This is a genomic window from Kitasatospora sp. NPDC004614, assembly GCF_042873675.1.
Classification (GTDB): domain Bacteria; phylum Actinomycetota; class Actinomycetes; order Streptomycetales; family Streptomycetaceae; genus Kitasatospora.
In genome coordinates this window covers 207,521-223,587 of record NZ_JBIALR010000010.1, presented here as the reverse complement: position 1 = coordinate 223,587, position 16,067 = coordinate 207,521, and the positions used below count along the sequence as shown (strand labels likewise).

Below are 16,067 nucleotides of genomic sequence, written 5' to 3'. Positions count from 1 at the left end.
GATGATCCTGAACGGGCCGGTCCGCTCACCAGCGGGCCGGCCTGTGCCATCCCCGGACGCGGTGCGCTCCGGACGACCACCCGGAAGGACGGCGCGCATGACGACGGTCTCGACCCCGATCCGTGTCGGCGGAGACGGCGACGGCAGCGGCTTGCAGGCCGTCCTGCTGGACATGGACGGCACCCTGGTCGACACCGAGGACTTCTGGTGGCAGGCCGAGGTCGACCTGTTCGCCGAACTCGGCCACCACCTCACCGCCGAGGACCGCACCCACGTGGTCGGCGGCCCGATGACCCGCGTCATCGACTACCTGCTCACCCGCACCGGCGCGGCCATCCGCCCCGCCGACCTCGGCGCCCAGATCAACCAGCGCTTCGTCGACCTGCTGCACGGCGGCGTCCCGCTGATGCCCGGCGCCGAGCGCCTGCTCAACACCCTCGCCGCGCACGGCATCCCGGCCGCCCTGGTGTCCGCCTCGCACCGGCACATCATCGACATCGTGCTGCGCAGCCTGGGCGCGCAGAACTTCGCCTTCACGGTGGCCGGGGACGAGGTCCCGCGCACCAAGCCCTTCCCGGACCCGTACCTGACCGCCGCGGCCCGCCTGGGCGCCGACCCGGCCCGCTGCGTGGTCGTCGAGGACACCCCCACCGGCGTCGCCGCCGCCGAGGCGGCGGGCTGCCCCGTCATCGCGGTACCCTCCATCGCCACCATCGAGCCCGGCCCCGGCCGGCTGGTGCTGTCCTCGCTGGAGCAGGTCGACCTCGACCTGCTGCGCACCCTGGCCGGCGCCCGGGTGTGACCTTCGTCTCCTTCATGCGGTTTTCCGGTTCCCCTCCGCGTCCGTGGGTACGCGGACCGTATCCGGCAGCAGGTGTGAAATCGGGCATTGGCTGACAACTCGTCGGTTCCCGGTGGGTAGCTTTCCGGGTCTCGCCGACCCATTGTTCGAACAGTCGGTGACCGACCCGGTGCGATGTGGCACGCTACATCCGATCAGTAGCCATCCCGCGCCGCCGCCCACCGCCGTCAGACCCCGGCCGGGGGCGCCCGCGCGTCGTACCAGACCTGCGCCGGCCGCCCCACCCCGCGGCCGGCCGGTTCTCCGGCGTCGGCCGGCCGCACGCAGTAAGGAAGACCACCCCGCATGACTACGCCCAACCGCCTGGCCGTGCTCAGCTGCGCCGCGCTCGTCGCCACCACGGCGGCCGGCTGCGCGTCCGTGGAGAAGGCTGCCACCGGCGGCGACAACGGTGCTGCGATCACCCTGGGCACCACCAACGGGACCACCGTGCTGGACCCGGCCGGCGCCTACGAAATCGGCTCCTGGCTGGTGCTCAACAACTCCTTCCAGTCGCTGCTGGCCTTCCCGCCCGGCGCGACCCTGCCGCAGCCGGACGCCGCGGAGTCGTGCCAGTTCACCGGCAACGACACGATGACGTACACCTGCACGCTGAAGACCGGGCTGAAGTTCACCAACGGGCACCCGGTGACGGCCGAGGACGTCAAGTACTCGATCGACCGCACCAAGAAGATCAACGACCCGGCCGGTCCGCTCCCGCTGCTCTCCACCATCAAGTCGGTGGAGACCAACGGCGACCGCGAGGTCACCTTCCACCTGGAGACCCCGGACGCGGTCTTCCCGGCCAAGCTGGCCTCGCCGGCCGGCGCCATCGTGGACCACACGGTCTTCCCGGCCGACAAGCTGCTCGAGAACGACAAGCTGGTCGGCTCCGGCGCGTACAAGATCGACGCGATCGAGAACCACGGCAAGAGCCCGGCCAAGGTCACGCTGTCGCCGAACCCGACCTACAAGGGCAGCGCCGGCAAGCCCGAGAACAGCAAGTTCACCGTCCGCTACTACGAGAAGGCGGACGAGCTGAAGGCCGCCCTCGACAAGGGCGAGGTCGACGTCGCGGACAACAGCCTCGAGCCCGCCACGGCCGCCCAGATCAAGAACGACGACCAGTCCGGCAAGGGCAACCTGCGGGTCGCCGAGGGCGACAGCGGCGAGACCTTCTACCTGGTGTTCAACACCAAGGACGACGTCGGCGGCAAGCAGCCGGTCCGCCAGGCCGTCGCCCAGCTGCTCGACCGCAAGGCGCTCGCCCACGACGTGTACGCGGGCACCGTGCTGCCGCTGTACTCGGTCGTCCCGGCCGGCGTGGTCGGCCACAACACCGCCTTCTTCGACAAGTACGGCGAGCCGGACATCGCCAAGGCCAAGAAGATCCTGACCGACGCGCACATCAGCACCCCGGTCAAGCTCAACCTGACCTGGTCCCGCTCCCGGGCCGGCGCCGCCGAGCTGGAGAACGTCAAGAAGCAGCTGGACGCCAGCGGCCTGTTCCAGGTGACGGTCCAGCAGGAGCCGGACTGGAACACCTTCATCGCCAACTGGTCGAACAACAGCTACCAGGCCTACCTGATCGGCTGGACCCCCGACTACGTCGACGCGGACAACTACATCACCCCGCTGGTGGTCGGCGGCGGCGCGTTCCACAACAACTGGGACGACCCGCAGATCAGCACCAAGCTGGTGCCGGAATCGATCAAGCTCACCGACCGCACCGGCGGCGGCGCCTACGCCATAATCCAGAACCGGCTGGCCGACGCCGTGCCGATGGTCCCGCTGTACCAGAACAAGTCGTTCTACGTGTACCGGACCGGCGTCACCGGCGTCGACAGCACCGTGGACAACACCAGCCGCTTCCGCTTCTGGGAGATCGGCCGCACCGGCAAGAAGTAACGTTTCGCCCGGCCGTACGGCCACCAGAACGGCCCGCCACCCCCAAACCGGGGTGGCGGGCCGTCGGCCGTTCCAGAGGACCTACAGGGCGCCGGGGCGCACCAGGCCGCTCTCGTATGCGTACACCGCGGCCTGCACCCGGTCGCGCAGCTGGAGCTTGGTCAGCACGTGGCCGACATGGGTCTTCACCGTCGTCTCGGAGACGAACAGCTCGGCCGCGATCTCCGCGTTCGACAGCCCGCGGGCCACCAGCCGCAGCACCTCCACCTCGCGCTCCGTCAGCACGGTCAGCGCCTGCGGCGGGGCCTCGTCACCGGACGGCAGCCTGGTGGCGTACATGTCCAGCAGCCGGCGGGTCACCGACGGGGCCAGCATCGCCGCACCGTCCGCCACCACCCGGATCGCCTGCACCAGCTCCTCCGCCGGGACGTCCTTCAGCAGGAAGCCGCTGGCGCCCGCGCGCAGCGCCTCCACCACGTACTCGTCCAGGTCGAAGGTGGTCAGCACCAGCACCTTCGCCGGGCCGCTGCGGTCCGGGCCGGCGATCCGGCGGGTGGCCTCCACGCCGTCCATCCGCGGCATCCGGATGTCCATCAGCACCACGTCCGGCTGCAGCGCGCGGACCTGGTCCAGCGCCTGCTGCCCGTCGCCCGCCTCGCCGACCACCACGAGATCGGACTCCGCCTCCAGAATCATCCGGAAACCGGTACGGAGCAGCGGCTGGTCGTCCACCAGCAGCACACGGATCGTCACCTACGACTCCTTGCGGGGATTGGTCAGAGTAGCCAGGGGCAGCGGATACGGCGGGGGAGTGCCGCCGAACTCCGGACAGCTGGACTTGTGGTCGCACCAGTCGCACAGCCGGTTGCGGGTCGCCGGGAACTCACCGGTGGCCACCGCCGCCGAGATCGCCTCCCACAGCGCCTCCAGCTTCCGCTCCACCGCCAGCAGATCGGCCTCGTCCGGGTCGTACGTCACCACGTCGCCGCCGCCGCCGAGATACACCAGCTGCAGCCGCTTGGGGAGCACGCCCTTCCACCGCCAGACCACCAGCGCGTAGAACTTCATCTGGAACATCGCCTTGCCCTCGAAGTCTCGCGAGGGCGCCCGGCCGGTCTTGTAGTCCACCAGCCGCACCTCGCCGGACGGCGCGACGTCCACCCGGTCGATGTAGCCGCGCAGCAGCAGGCCCGAGGCCAGCGCGGTCTGCACGTACAGCTCCCGCTCCACCGGGTGCAGCCGGGTCGGGTCCTCCAGCCGGAACCACTTCTCCACCAGCTTCTCGGCATCGCCCAGCCAGGCGGCCAGCTTCCCGGCGTCATCCGGGAACAGATCGGCCAGCTCCGGCCGTTCCCCGAGCAACCGCTCCCACTGCGGGGCCAGCAGCCCCCGGGCCCGCTCGGGGGTGCGCTCCACCGGCGGGTGGTCGAACAGCCGCTCCAGCACCGCGTGCACCAGCGTCCCCCGGGTCGCCGCCGCACTCGGCGGCTCCGGCAGCCGGTCGATCACCCGCAGCCGGTACAGCAGCGGGCAGGTCATGAAGTCACCCGCCCGGGACGGCGACAGCCCGGTCGGCGCGGCCGCCGGACGGGCAGTGGGCGTGGGGTCGGTCTGCTGCATGCCCCGACCCTATTGCACCGGACGGACAGCATGGGCGAACGGGTCGAGAAGCTGGGTATGGCATAAGGAGAGCGGGGTGCGCCGCCGCAGTGGGCCGGAGATCACGTAGCGTACGAGGCACCCACGTCGCGAACGCGAAATCCACGTAGCGTGCGGGGCACCAGAGGGTCGGCGGAGGGTGGAGGGAGCACGGTGAACGACACCAAGGGGCGGGCACCCGGGGCACCGGACTCGCCGGACAGGGGCGAACCGCCCCGCGGCGGCATCCTGATGGGCCGCCCGTTCGGCGTGCCCGTCTACGTCACCCCGTCCTGGTTCCTGGTCGCCGCACTGATCACCTGGATCTTCGGCAGCCGGCTCGCCTACGTCCTGCCCGAGCTCGGCGCCACCCGCTACCTGCTCGCCTTCTCCTTCGCCGTCGCCTTCTACGGCTCGGTGCTGGTCCACGAACTCGCCCACACCCTGGTCGGCCTGCGCTACAAGCTCGGCGTGCGCCGCATCCAGCTCCAGTTCCTCGGCGGCATCTCCGAGATCGAGAAGGAGGCCGACCGCCCCTGGCGCGAGTTCTGGCTCGCCCTCGTCGGCCCGCTGCTCTCCCTGGTACTGGCCGGGATCTTCTGGGCCGGCCTGCGCGCCGTCGAACCCGCCACCGTCCCCGGCGTGCTGCTGGCCGGCCTGATGATCTCCAACCTGGTGGTCGCCGCCTTCAACCTGCTGCCAGGCCTCCCGCTCGACGGCGGACGGATGCTGCGCGCCGTCGTCTGGGCCGTCACCGGCAACCCCATGAAGGGCACCCTCGCCGCCGTCTGGACCGGCCGCGCGCTGGCCATCGCCGTCGTCCTCGGCCTGCCCGTCATCGGCGCCGCGCAGAACGCCGAACGCTCCACCGGCGAAGCCATGCTCGACGGCGTCCTCGCCGCCATCCTCGGCTTCATCATCTGGCAGGGCGCCGGCAACTCGCTGCGCAACGCCCGCCTCAAGGAGGTCCTGCCCGGGCTCAAGGTCCGCGACCTGGCCCGCCGCAGCATCGACGTCACCGCCGACACCCCCCTCGGCGAGGCCCTCCGCCGCGCCCACGAGGCACACGCCGGCGCCCTCGTGGTCGTCGACGGCCGCGGCGAACCCACCGGCCTGGTCAAGGAATCCGCGGTCGGCAAAGTCCCCGAACACCGCCGTCCCTGGGTCGCCGTCTCCGCCGTCTCCCGCGACCTCGAACCCGGCCACACCATCCCCGTCGACCTGGCCGGCGAACAGATCCTGGAAACCCTGCGCCGCGCCCCCGCCTCCGAATACCTGGTGGTCCGCGCCGACGGCACCGTCTACGGCGTGCTCTCCCTCACCGACCTCGAACGCCGCCTCACCGCCGCCGTACTCGGGCGGCCGGGCGCCTGAACCGATCATGTGGTCGGGACGGCCCTCCGGCTCCCGTAGGATGGCCCCCATGTCCGAACCGACCGGTGCCGCCCGCCGACGCGGGCCCTTCCAGGTCGGGGACCAGGTCCAGCTGACCGACCCCAAGGGCCGCCACTACACGTTCACGCTCCAGGCCGGGAACCAATTCCACACCCACAAGGGTGCGTTCCCGCACGACGAGCTGATCGGCGCTCCCGAGGGCACGGTCGTCCGCACCACGGGAAACGTCCCGTACCTCGCGCTGCGCCCCCTGCTCCCCGACTACGTCCTGTCCATGCCGCGCGGCGCTGCCGTGATCTACCCCAAGGACGCGGGGCAGATCCTGGCGATGGCCGACATCTTCGCCGGCGCGAGGGTGGTGGAGGCGGGCGTCGGATCCGGCGCCCTGTCCACCTACCTGCTGCGCGCCGTCGGCGACACCGGCATGCTCGCCTCCTACGAACGGCGTGAGGACTTCGCGGACATCGCCCGCAGCAACGTCGAACGCTACTTCGGCGGCCCGCACCCCGCGTGGAAGCTCACCGTCGGCGACCTCCAGGACAACCTGGTCGAGACCGACGTCGACCGCGTCATCCTCGACATGCTCGCCCCCTGGGAGTGCCTGGACGTCGCCTCCAAGGCGCTCGTCCCCGGCGGCCTCATCTGCTGCTACGTGGCCACCACCACGCAGATGTCCCGCACCGTCGAGGCGCTGCGCGAACACGGCACCTTCACCGAGCCGCAGGCCTGGGAGACCATGGTCCGCACCTGGCACCTCGAAGGCCTCGCCGTCCGCCCCGACCACCGCATGATCGGCCACACCGGCTTCCTGCTCACGGCTCGCCGCCTGGCCGACGGCGTCGAACCCCCGCTCCGCCGCCGCCGCCCCGCGAAGGGCGCCTACGGCGAGGACTACGACAACGCCGAGCCCGAGCTGACGCTCGCGGAGCGGGCTGCGGTGCGCAAGGCGCAACGGGAAGCGGCCGCACATGATGGCCGCGACCTGAGCTGAGAAATTCGGCTACCAGGGGCGCGGGGAACTGCGCGAGCAAGGAACGCACGTCCGCAAGGTCGCGATCAACGGCAAGTCATTGCCCGCGTCGCGACCTTGCGGACGGGCGCCTTCCGATTCGCGCAGTTCCCCGCGCCCCTGTTTTCGCATCCACCCGCTTCCGCCCCTGGTTGTTCGCCCACACTTCCCACTGTGCGAAAATGCCCACACCGGAAGGGGAGTTCGTGGTGCATGCGCAGTCGGGGTTGAAGCACTGGGTGCTGGTTGCGGCGGGATGTGCCGCTGTTGTGGGTGGGGCGCTCGGGGCGAACTCGGCGACCGGGGCCGTGGTGACGGGTCATCAGGCCGAGGCGGTGGTGCCGGAGGTGGATCTGTCGAAGGTCCAACTGCCCATGGAGTGCGGGCCGTTCCCGGTCGCGGTGAGTCTGAAGGCGTCGGCGGTGGTGGACGGGAAGCCGCTCGGGGTGCTCGCGGCGCACTGCCAGGCCGACATGGGGACGCCGCCGGACCAGATGTTCGTGGTGGAAGGCGCCGGCAGGCCGGTCGAGTTGCTCTCGGACCGGGACGGCTACACGCTCACCGAGTTGGCGATCCGCTCCGACGGTTCGATCCGGGGCGCGGCTCGCGGCTACTCCTCCGACGACATACCGCGCTTCTCGCCGGACGTGGCGGTGGAGTTGGTGTGGACGAAGTCCACCGGCGGGGTGTGGGCGAAGACCGAGACCCGGACCGCCGCCCACACCGCCTGACGGTTCGTCAGTCCGCGTCCGGACCGTAGACCTCGACGCCGTCGGCGGCACGGCGGACGTGGATGCAGTCGCCCGGGCAGTCCTTCACCGAGTCGACGACGTCCTGAAGGAGCGTGAGCGGGACGGGCACCGTCTCGCCGGGCTGCTGCCGCAACTCGTCGTCCTCGCCCTTCACATAGGCGAGTCCGTCGATGTCGAGTTCGAAGACCTCGGGCGCGTACTGCGCACAGATCCCGTCCCCGGTGCACAGATCCTGGTCGATCCAGACTTCGAGTGCCTCGCCCGTCCCCGCCATTGCCCCTGCCGTTTCTGCTCTGGTCGCCCCGCATTCGGGGACATTCCTGTCACGATACATCCGCGCTGCTTTGAACCGTTGAGGGGTGGGCATCTCCTCTGTCAGAGGGGAAGCGTGCAGGGCGAACATCGGACACGCCCGATCCATCTTTCTGATCTAGGGGTTTACATGACCCTGGTCCCAGGTAGGTTTGGGTCGTCCAGCTCCCCCAGGAGGAGGTGAGGACCGTGGCAGCCAACGATGACGACTACGACCGCAGCGCCGGCAGGCCCGCACGGGGGTCCGACGAGGCCGCGCAGGTCTCCTACCTCGAGCAGGAGATCGCCGTCCTTCGGCGCCGGCTCGCCGATTCTCCGCGCAGCTCAAGGGTGCTTGAGGAGCGGATCGTCGAGCTGCAGACCAACCTGGCCGGCGTGACCGCCCAGAACGAGAGGCTCGTCGCCACCCTGCGCGAGGCCCGCGACCAGATCGTGGCCCTCAAGGAGGAAGTGGACCGGCTCGCCCAGCCGCCCGCCGGATTCGGCGTCTTCCTCGAGCAGAACGAGGACGGCACGGCCGACATCTTCACCGGCGGCCGCAAGCTCAGGGTCAACGTCAGCCCCAGCGTGGAGCTGGACGAGCTGAGCCGCGGCCAGGAGGTGATGCTCAACGAGGCGCTGAACGTCGTCGAGGCGATGGCGTTCGAGCGGATCGGCGAGATCGTCACGCTCAAGGAGCTGCTGGAGGGCGGCGACCGCGCGCTGGTGGTCGGGCACACCGACGAGGAACGGGTGGTGCGCCTCGCGGAGCCGCTCCGCGAACTCACCCTGCGGGCGGGCGACGCGCTGCTGCTGGAGCCGCGCTCGGGTTACGTGTACGAGGTGGTGCCGAAGTCCGAGGTCGAGGAACTGGTCCTCGAGGAGGTCCCGGACATCGACTACCGGCAGATCGGTGGCCTGGCCAACCAGATCGAGCAGATCCGGGACGCGGTCGAGCTGCCCTACCTGCACGCCGACCTGTTCAAGGAGTTCGAGCTCCGCCCGCCCAAGGGCGTGCTGCTGTACGGCCCGCCCGGATGCGGCAAGACGCTGATCGCCAAGGCGGTCGCCAACTCGCTGGCCAAGAAGGTCGCCGAGGTGACGGGCCGGCCGCAGGGCAAGAGCTACTTCCTGAACATCAAGGGCCCCGAGCTGCTCAACAAGTACGTGGGCGAGACCGAGCGGCAGATCCGCCTGGTCTTCCAGCGGGCCCGGGAGAAGGCGGGCGAGGGCACGCCGGTCATCGTCTTCTTCGACGAGATGGAGTCGCTGTTCCGCACCCGCGGTTCCGGCGTCAGCTCGGACGTGGAGAACACCATCGTCCCGCAGCTGCTGGCGGAGATCGACGGCGTGGAGGGCCTGGAGAACGTCATCGTGATCGGCGCCTCCAACCGCGAGGACATGATCGACCCGGCGATCCTGCGGCCCGGCCGGCTGGACGTCAAGATCAAGATCGAGCGGCCGGACGCCGAGGCGGCCAAGGACATCTTCTCCAAGTACCTCAAGGACTCGCTGCCGTTCCACCCCGACGACGTCAAGGAGCACGAGGGCTCGGTGCCCGCCACCGTCGCCGCCATGATCCAGTCGGTGGTCGAGCGGATGTACTCCGAGACCGAGGAGAACCGCTTCCTGGAGGTCACCTACGCCAACGGTGACAAGGAGGTGCTGTTCTTCAAGGACTTCAACTCCGGCGCGATGATCCAGAACATCGTCGACCGCGCGAAGAAGATGGCCATCAAGGACTTCCTCGACCACGGCCAGCGCGGTCTGCGCGTCTCCCACCTGCTCGCCGCCTGCGTGGACGAGTTCAAGGAGAACGAGGACCTGCCCAACACCACCAACCCGGACGACTGGGCCCGCATCTCCGGCAAGAAGGGCGAGCGGATCGTGTTCATCCGCACCCTCGTCACCGGCAAGCAGGGCGCCGAGTCCGGTCGCTCCATCGACACTGTCGCCAACACGGGGCAGTACCTGTAGTACGCGAACCACCCGTCCGGCTGCGGCGCTCGCAGGGCTCCGCAGCCGGACGGCGCGTCTGCACCGGCAGTACCGACAGGGTCAGGAGGGCCGCATGACCGTACGGCGCGTGATGGGGATCGAGACCGAGTACGGCATCTCCGTGCCGGGCCACCCGAACGCCAACGCCATGCTCACCTCGTCCCAGATCGTCAACGCGTACGCGGCGGCGATGCACCGGGCGCGCCGCGCCCGCTGGGACTTCGAGGAGGAGAATCCGCTGCGCGACGCCCGGGGCTTCGACCTGGCCCGGGACGTGGCGGACGCCAGCCAGCTCACCGACGAGGACATCGGTCTGGCCAACGTCATCCTCACCAACGGCGCCCGGTTCTACGTCGACCACGCGCACCCCGAGTACTCGTCCCCCGAGGTCACCAACCCGCGCGACGCGGTGCTGTGGGACAAGGCCGGCGAGCGCATCATGGCCGAGGCCGCCGTCCGCGCGCTGGAGCTGCCCAACGGGCAGCGGATCCTGCTCTACAAGAACAACACCGACAACAAGGGCGCCTCCTACGGCACCCACGAGAACTACCTGATGCAGCGGGCCACCCCGTTCGCCGACATCGTCCGCCACCTCACGCCGTTCTTCGTCTCCCGCCAGGTGGTGTGCGGGGCCGGCCGGGTCGGGCTCGGGCAGGAGGGCGGCGGGCACGGCTTCCAGATCAGCCAGCGCGCCGACTACTTCGAGGTCGAGGTCGGCCTGGAGACCACCCTCAAGCGCCCGATCATCAACACCCGCGACGAGCCGCACGCGGACTCCGAGAAGTACCGCCGGCTGCACGTCATCATCGGCGACGCCAACCTCTCCGAGATCTCCACCTACCTCAAGCTCGGCACCACCGCGCTGGTCCTGTCGATGATCGAGGACGGCTTCATCGCCGTCGACCTCGCCGTCGACCAGCCGGTGCGCACCCTGCACCGGGTCTCCCACGACCCGGAGCTGAAGCACCTGGTGTCGCTGCGCTCTGGCCGCAAGCTCACCGCCGTCCAGTTGCAGATGGAGTACTGCGAGCTGGCCCGCAAGTACGTCGAGGACCGCTTCGGGCAGGACGCCGACGACCAGACCATGGACGTGCTGGCCCGCTGGGAGGACGTGCTGGGCCGGCTGGAGCGCGACCCGATGAGCCTGTCCCGGCAGCTCGACTGGATCGCCAAGAAGGAGATCCTGGAGGGCTACCGCCAGCGCGACGCCCTGAACTGGGACAGCCCCCGGCTCCAGCTGGTCGATCTCCAGTACAGCGACGTACGCCCCGACAAGGGGCTGTACAACCGCCTGGAGGCGCGCGGCCGGATGGAGCGGCTGCTCACCGAGGACGACGTGCGCCGCGCCGTCACCGAGCCGCCCGAGGACACCCGCGCCTACTTCCGCGGCCGCTGCCTGGAGCAGTACGCCGACCACGTGGCCGCCGCGTCCTGGGACTCGGTCATCTTCGACCTGCCCGGTCGCGACACCCTCCAGCGGGTGCCCACGATGGAGCCGCTGCGCGGCACCAAGGCACACGTCAAGGAGCTGCTCGACCGGTGCCGCACCGCGGAGGACCTGGTTCGGGTCCTGTCCGGCGGGTAACTTTTCGATCACCACGGGTGAACATTTCCCCGACGGGGAATCATTCAGGTGAGCAGCGAGCGTTGTACCGGAACACCGAGCGAGCGGGGTGAGGAAAATGGCGGAGAAGGACACCGGCGGCGGCCAGCAGCGGGCCAGCCGCTCCTCCGAGGAGGTCGAGGAGCAGGCCGCGGAAACTCAGGCCTCGGACGACCTCAAGGAGCGGCAGGAAAAGCTCAGCGACGACGTCGACGCGGTACTGGACGAAATCGACGAAGTGCTGGAATCCAACGCCGAGGATTTTGTGCGCGGATTCGTGCAGAAGGGCGGCGAGTGAGAGGGGGCAACCCCTTTCCACCGGAAAAGAGCACGGCGAGCGCCGCAGGCATGCCCAAAGCGCGCCTGCGGCCTCGCCTTCTCTACGGCCCGTCGTCCAAGGACGTGGATCAGGCCCCGGGAGCGGGTAGGGTCCGGGGCACAACTCCAACTTTGGATCTTCGATCTGGAAGGACACGTGTGGAAGCCAACCTCAGTGGCACCGGGCGTCTACCGGCTGCCTTCCTCACCCCCGGTTCCTCCTCGTTCCTCGACTTCCTCGACAGCCACGCGCCGCACCTCCTGCCGGGGCGGCGCACCCTCCCCGAGGGGATGGTCGTCGAGGCCCCGCACGGCACCACCATCGTGTCCGCGGTCTTCGAGGGCGGCGTGGTGCTCGCCGGCGACCGCCGGGCCACCATGGGCAACGTCATCGCCCAGCGCGACATGGAGAAGGTCTTCCCGGCCGACGAGTACAGCGCGGTCGGCATCGCCGGCACCGCCGGCCTCGCCATCGAGATGGTGCGGCTGTTCCAGCTGGAACTCGAGCACTACGAGAAGATCGAGGGCACCGTGCTCTCCCTCGAGGGCAAGGCCAACCGGCTCACCACCATGATCCGGTCCAACCTGGCGATGGCCATGCAGGGCCTCGCCGTCGTCCCGGTCTTCGCCGGCTACGACCTCGACCTCGGCCGCGGCCGGATCTTCACCTACGACGTCACCGGCGGCCGCTCCGAGGAACGCGCGGGCTTCGCCGCCACCGGCTCCGGCTCGGTGTTCGCCCGCGGCTCGATGAAGAAGCTCTACCGGTCGGGGATGACCGCCGAGCAGGCCGCCACCCTCACCGTCCAGGCGCTGTACGACGCCGCCGACGACGACTCGGCGACCGGTGGGCCCGACCTCGCGCGGAAGATCTTCCCGATCGTCACGCTGATCACCGAGGACGGCTTCCGCCGGCTCAGCGAGGAAGAGGTCACCGCGATCGCGGTGTCCATCACCGACCAGCGGCGCGAGCACCCCAACGGCCCGCAGGCCCCGCTGCTCTGAATCCGCCTCAACCACCCGAAGGGAGACCGGCGGTGTCCACCCCGTTCTACGTCTCGCCCCAGCAGGCCATGGCGGACCGCGCCGAGTACGCCCGCAAGGGCATCGCGCGCGGACGCAGCGTGGTCGTGCTGACCTACGCCGACGGCATCGTCTTCGTCGCGGAGAACACCTCCCGCGCCCTGCACAAGGTCTCCGAGATCTACGACAAGATCGCGTTCGCCGCGGTCGGCCGCTACAACGAGTTCGAGAACCTGCGGATCGGCGGCGTGCGCTACGCCGACCTGCGCGGCTACTCCTACGACCGGGCCGACGTCACCGCCCGCGGCCTGGCCAACGTGTACGCCCAGACCCTGGGCACCATCTTCTCCTCGGTCGGGGAGAAGCCCTACGAGGTCGAGCTGATCGTCGCCGAGGTCGGCCGCACCGACGCCGACGACCAGATCTACCGGCTCACCCCCGACGGCTCGGTGGTGGACGAGAAGAACGCCGTCGTGGTCGGCGGCAACGCCGACTCCATCGGCAACTACCTCGGCCAGCGCCACCGGGCCGGCCTGACCCTCGCCGAGGCGCTCAAGCTCGCCGTCGACGGCCTGGCCCGGGACCCCAACGGCGGCAGCCCGCGCACCATGACGCCCGAACAGCTGGAGGTCGCCGTCCTCGACCGCCAGCGGGTCCAGCAGCGCAAGTTCAAGCGCATCCTGGGCAGCCAGCTGTCCCGGCTGCTCAGCGGCGACGAGAGCGCCGCCACCGACGAGGACGAGGCGTCCGACACCGAATGACCACCGCGTCCGGCGGCCCGCCACCTGCCTGGTGGGCCGCCTGACGATCCATCACCGCACCGAAGGGTTTCACGGAGCTTCCCACAGAGAAGAGTCGCCATATGGACCGCCGAATTTTCGGGATCGAGAACGAGTACGGCGTCACCTGCACCTTCCGCGGCCAGCGCCGCCTGTCGCCGGACGAAGTCGCCCGCTACCTCTTCCGCCGTGTCGTCTCCTGGGGCCGCAGCAGCAACGTCTTCCTGAAGAACGGCGCCCGGCTCTACCTCGACGTCGGCTCCCACCCCGAGTACGCGACCCCCGAGTGCGACGACGTCGTCGAACTGGTCACCCACGACAAGTCCGGCGAGCGGATCCTCGAGGGCCTGCTGGTGGACGCCGAGCGGCGGCTGCACGAGGAAGGCATCGCCGGCGACGTCTACCTGTTCAAGAACAACACCGACTCCGCCGGGAACTCCTACGGCTGCCACGAGAACTACCTGGTCGCCCGGCACGGCGAGTTCTCCCGGCTGGCGGACGTGCTGATCCCGTTCCTGGTGACCCGCCAGCTGATCTGCGGCGCCGGCAAGGTGCTGCAGACCCCGCGCGGCGCCGTCTACTGCGTCAGCCAGCGCGCCGAGCACATCTGGGAGGGCGTCAGCTCCGCCACCACCCGCTCCCGCCCGATCATCAACACCCGCGACGAACCGCACGCCGACGCCGAGCGCTACCGCCGCCTGCACGTCATCGTCGGCGACTCCAACATGTCGGAGACCACCACCCTGCTCAAGGTCGGCGCCACCGACCTGGTGCTGCGGCTGATCGAGGCCGGCGTGGTGATGCGGGACCTGACGCTGGAGAATCCGATCCGGGCGATCCGTGAGGTCAGCCACGACCTGACGGGCACCCACCAGGTCCGGCTCGCCAACGGCCGGGAGGCCAGCGCCCTGGAGATCCAGGAGGAGTACTACACCAAGGCGCTGGAGTTCGCCGACCGCAAGGGCCTCAACGAGGGCACCGTGGCCCGCGTCCTGGACCTGTGGGGCCGCACCCTGGAGGCGGTGCGCACCGAGGACCTCGGCAAGGTCGGCACCGAGATCGACTGGATCATGAAGTACCAGCTGATCGAGAAGTACCGGGCCAAGCACCAGATGACCATGTCCAACCCGCGGGTCGCCCAGATCGACCTCGCGTACCACGACATCCACCGCCGCCGAGGCCTGTTCTACCTGCTGCAGAAGAACGGCCAGGCGCAGCGCGTCACCAACGACCTGCTGACCTTCCAGGGCAAGTCGGTGCCCCCGCAGACCACCCGGGCCCGGCTGCGCGGCGACTTCATCCGGCGCGCGCAGGAGCAGCGCCGCGACTTCACCGTCGACTGGGTGCACCTGAAGCTGAACGACCAGGCGCAGCGCACCGTGCTGTGCAAGGACCCGTTCCGGTCGGTGGACGAGCGGGTGGAGAAGCTGATCGCCGGAATGTGACGTTGACTGTCCGTCGGGGGCGCGCCCGAGTGCCTCCGACGGACCGGACGAATCGGGCCATACGCTGGCCTCATGCGTCGAATCGCCTGCCTGCTCTCCGTTCCCCTCGCCGCCGTGCTGCTGACCGCGTGCGGCAGCGGCTCCGGCAAGACCGCCGGGGCGACGCCCTCGGCGGCGGCCTCCCCGGTGGAGGTGCCGAGCCCGGTGGCGTCCGCCTCGCCGATGCCCACGATCAGTGGGGAGTTCGGCTCGAAGGCGACGATCACGCTGCCCGGCGGGCAGCCGAGCGGGCAGTTCGTGGTGAGCACCGAGACCGAGGGCACCGGGCCGGTCGTCAACAAGAACGACTGGGTGACCGTCAACTACACCGCCAAGGACTGGACCAGTGGCAAGGACCTGACCAGTTCCTACGACTCCGGCGGCAAGCCGCAGCTGTACCAGGCGGGCAGCGGGCAGCTGGTGCCGGCGTTCGACGTGAGCGTGGAGGGCAAGAAGGTCGGCAGCCGGCTGGTGGTGGTGGCCCCGCCGGCTGCCGGGTTCGGCTCCCAGGGCTCGACGGCGCTCGGTGTCGGCAAGGACGACACCGTGGTGTTCGTGCTGGACATCATGCAGTCGGTGCCGCAGGACTCCACCGTCTCCGGGCAGGTCACCGAGCCGCCAGCGAACGCGCCGCAGGTCAAGGACAACGGCAAGGCCGCGCCCACCATCACCATTCCCTCGGGGGAGCAGCCGCCCGCCGACCTGCAGCAGTACGTGCTGATCAAGGGAACCGGCCCGGAGGTGAAGTCCGGTCAGACCCTGGTGGTCCAGTACACCGGCGTGACCTGGGCCGACGGCAAGCAGTTCGACTCCTCGTGGAGCCACGGCGGGGCGCAGGCGCTGCAGGTCGGCACCGGCAGCCTGATCAAGGGGTGGGACCAGGGCCTGGTCGGCAAGACCGTCGGCAGCCGGGTGATGCTGGTCGTTCCGCCGTCGCTGGGCTACGGCGACAAGGCCAGCGGGTCGATTCCGGCGAACTCCACCCTGGTGTTCGTGATCGACATCCTGGAAGCTGTCTGATTGCCACC

15 protein-coding genes are annotated in these 16,067 nt (G+C 69.9%); 12 read left to right on the top strand and 3 right to left on the bottom strand.

What is annotated here, in order from left to right:
* Positions 1-97 precede the first annotated feature (97 nt).
* Positions 98-802 (top strand): HAD family hydrolase, encoded by a 705-nt coding sequence (locus tag ACFYST_RS22175; RefSeq protein WP_387634032.1) that lies wholly within the window; start codon positions 98-100, stop codon positions 800-802.
* 345 nt (positions 803-1,147) lie between these two features.
* Complete coding sequence (locus ACFYST_RS22170) at positions 1,148-2,749, top strand: ABC transporter substrate-binding protein (protein WP_387864741.1); 1,602 nt, start codon at positions 1,148-1,150, stop codon at positions 2,747-2,749.
* Between the two features lie 81 nt (positions 2,750-2,830).
* Here ACFYST_RS22170 and ACFYST_RS22165 read toward each other — a convergent pair whose 3' ends face one another.
* Positions 2,831-3,502, bottom strand: a complete 672-nt coding sequence (locus ACFYST_RS22165; RefSeq protein WP_387634028.1) for a response regulator — start codon at positions 3,500-3,502, stop codon at positions 2,831-2,833.
* Entirely contained in the window at positions 3,503-4,369 is an 867-nt protein-coding gene (locus tag ACFYST_RS22160) for a RecB family exonuclease (protein WP_387864738.1), read from the bottom strand.
* Positions 4,370-4,519: 150 nt separating this feature from the next.
* Between ACFYST_RS22160 and ACFYST_RS22155 the strand changes: the two genes are divergently transcribed.
* The 3 genes from ACFYST_RS22155 to ACFYST_RS22145 all read left to right on the top strand — a co-directional run bounded on the left by ACFYST_RS22155 (position 4,520) and on the right by ACFYST_RS22145 (position 7,522).
* On the top strand, positions 4,520-5,761 hold the full coding sequence (locus ACFYST_RS22155) for a site-2 protease family protein (RefSeq protein ID WP_387634024.1): 1,242 nt from the start codon (positions 4,520-4,522) through the stop codon (positions 5,759-5,761).
* 49 nt (positions 5,762-5,810) lie between these two features.
* The gene (locus tag ACFYST_RS22150; RefSeq protein ID WP_387634022.1) at positions 5,811-6,773 is read left to right on the top strand and encodes a tRNA (adenine-N1)-methyltransferase; all 963 of its coding nucleotides are present in this window, start codon (positions 5,811-5,813) and stop codon (positions 6,771-6,773) included.
* A gap of 329 nt (positions 6,774-7,102) precedes the next feature.
* Entirely contained in the window at positions 7,103-7,522 is a 420-nt protein-coding gene (locus ACFYST_RS22145; RefSeq protein ID WP_387864736.1) for a hypothetical protein, read from the top strand.
* A 7-nt stretch (positions 7,523-7,529) separates the two neighbouring features.
* Here the strand turns inward: ACFYST_RS22145 and ACFYST_RS22140 are convergent, their stop codons facing one another.
* Positions 7,530-7,817 carry a ferredoxin gene (locus ACFYST_RS22140; RefSeq protein ID WP_285737743.1) on the bottom strand — a complete coding sequence of 96 codons (288 nt, stop codon included), beginning with the start codon at positions 7,815-7,817 and terminating at the stop codon, positions 7,530-7,532.
* A 227-nt stretch (positions 7,818-8,044) separates the two neighbouring features.
* Between ACFYST_RS22140 and arc the strand changes: the two genes are divergently transcribed.
* The 7 genes from arc to ACFYST_RS22105 all read left to right on the top strand — a co-directional run bounded on the left by arc (position 8,045) and on the right by ACFYST_RS22105 (position 16,059).
* Complete coding sequence (gene arc / locus ACFYST_RS22135; RefSeq protein ID WP_387864733.1) at positions 8,045-9,811, top strand: proteasome ATPase; 1,767 nt, start codon at positions 8,045-8,047, stop codon at positions 9,809-9,811.
* Positions 9,812-9,905: 94 nt separating this feature from the next.
* The gene (gene dop, locus ACFYST_RS22130; protein WP_387864731.1) at positions 9,906-11,417 is read left to right on the top strand and encodes a depupylase/deamidase Dop; all 1,512 of its coding nucleotides are present in this window, start codon (positions 9,906-9,908) and stop codon (positions 11,415-11,417) included.
* A gap of 97 nt (positions 11,418-11,514) precedes the next feature.
* A complete protein-coding gene (locus ACFYST_RS22125) occupies positions 11,515-11,733 on the top strand; it encodes a ubiquitin-like protein Pup (RefSeq protein ID WP_035868822.1) in 219 nt (72 codons plus the stop codon).
* Between the two features lie 179 nt (positions 11,734-11,912).
* Positions 11,913-12,758 carry a proteasome subunit beta gene (gene prcB, locus ACFYST_RS22120; RefSeq protein ID WP_387864728.1) on the top strand — a complete coding sequence of 282 codons (846 nt, stop codon included), beginning with the start codon at positions 11,913-11,915 and terminating at the stop codon, positions 12,756-12,758.
* 32 nt (positions 12,759-12,790) lie between these two features.
* Positions 12,791-13,537, top strand: coding sequence for a proteasome subunit alpha (gene prcA / locus ACFYST_RS22115; RefSeq protein ID WP_387634011.1), 747 nt, complete (start codon positions 12,791-12,793; stop codon positions 13,535-13,537).
* A 101-nt stretch (positions 13,538-13,638) separates the two neighbouring features.
* The gene (gene pafA, locus ACFYST_RS22110) at positions 13,639-15,000 is read left to right on the top strand and encodes a Pup--protein ligase (RefSeq protein WP_043911520.1); all 1,362 of its coding nucleotides are present in this window, start codon (positions 13,639-13,641) and stop codon (positions 14,998-15,000) included.
* 72 nt (positions 15,001-15,072) lie between these two features.
* Positions 15,073-16,059, top strand: coding sequence for an FKBP-type peptidyl-prolyl cis-trans isomerase (locus ACFYST_RS22105; protein WP_387634008.1), 987 nt, complete (start codon positions 15,073-15,075; stop codon positions 16,057-16,059).
* The last annotated feature ends 8 nt before the right edge of the window (positions 16,060-16,067 follow it).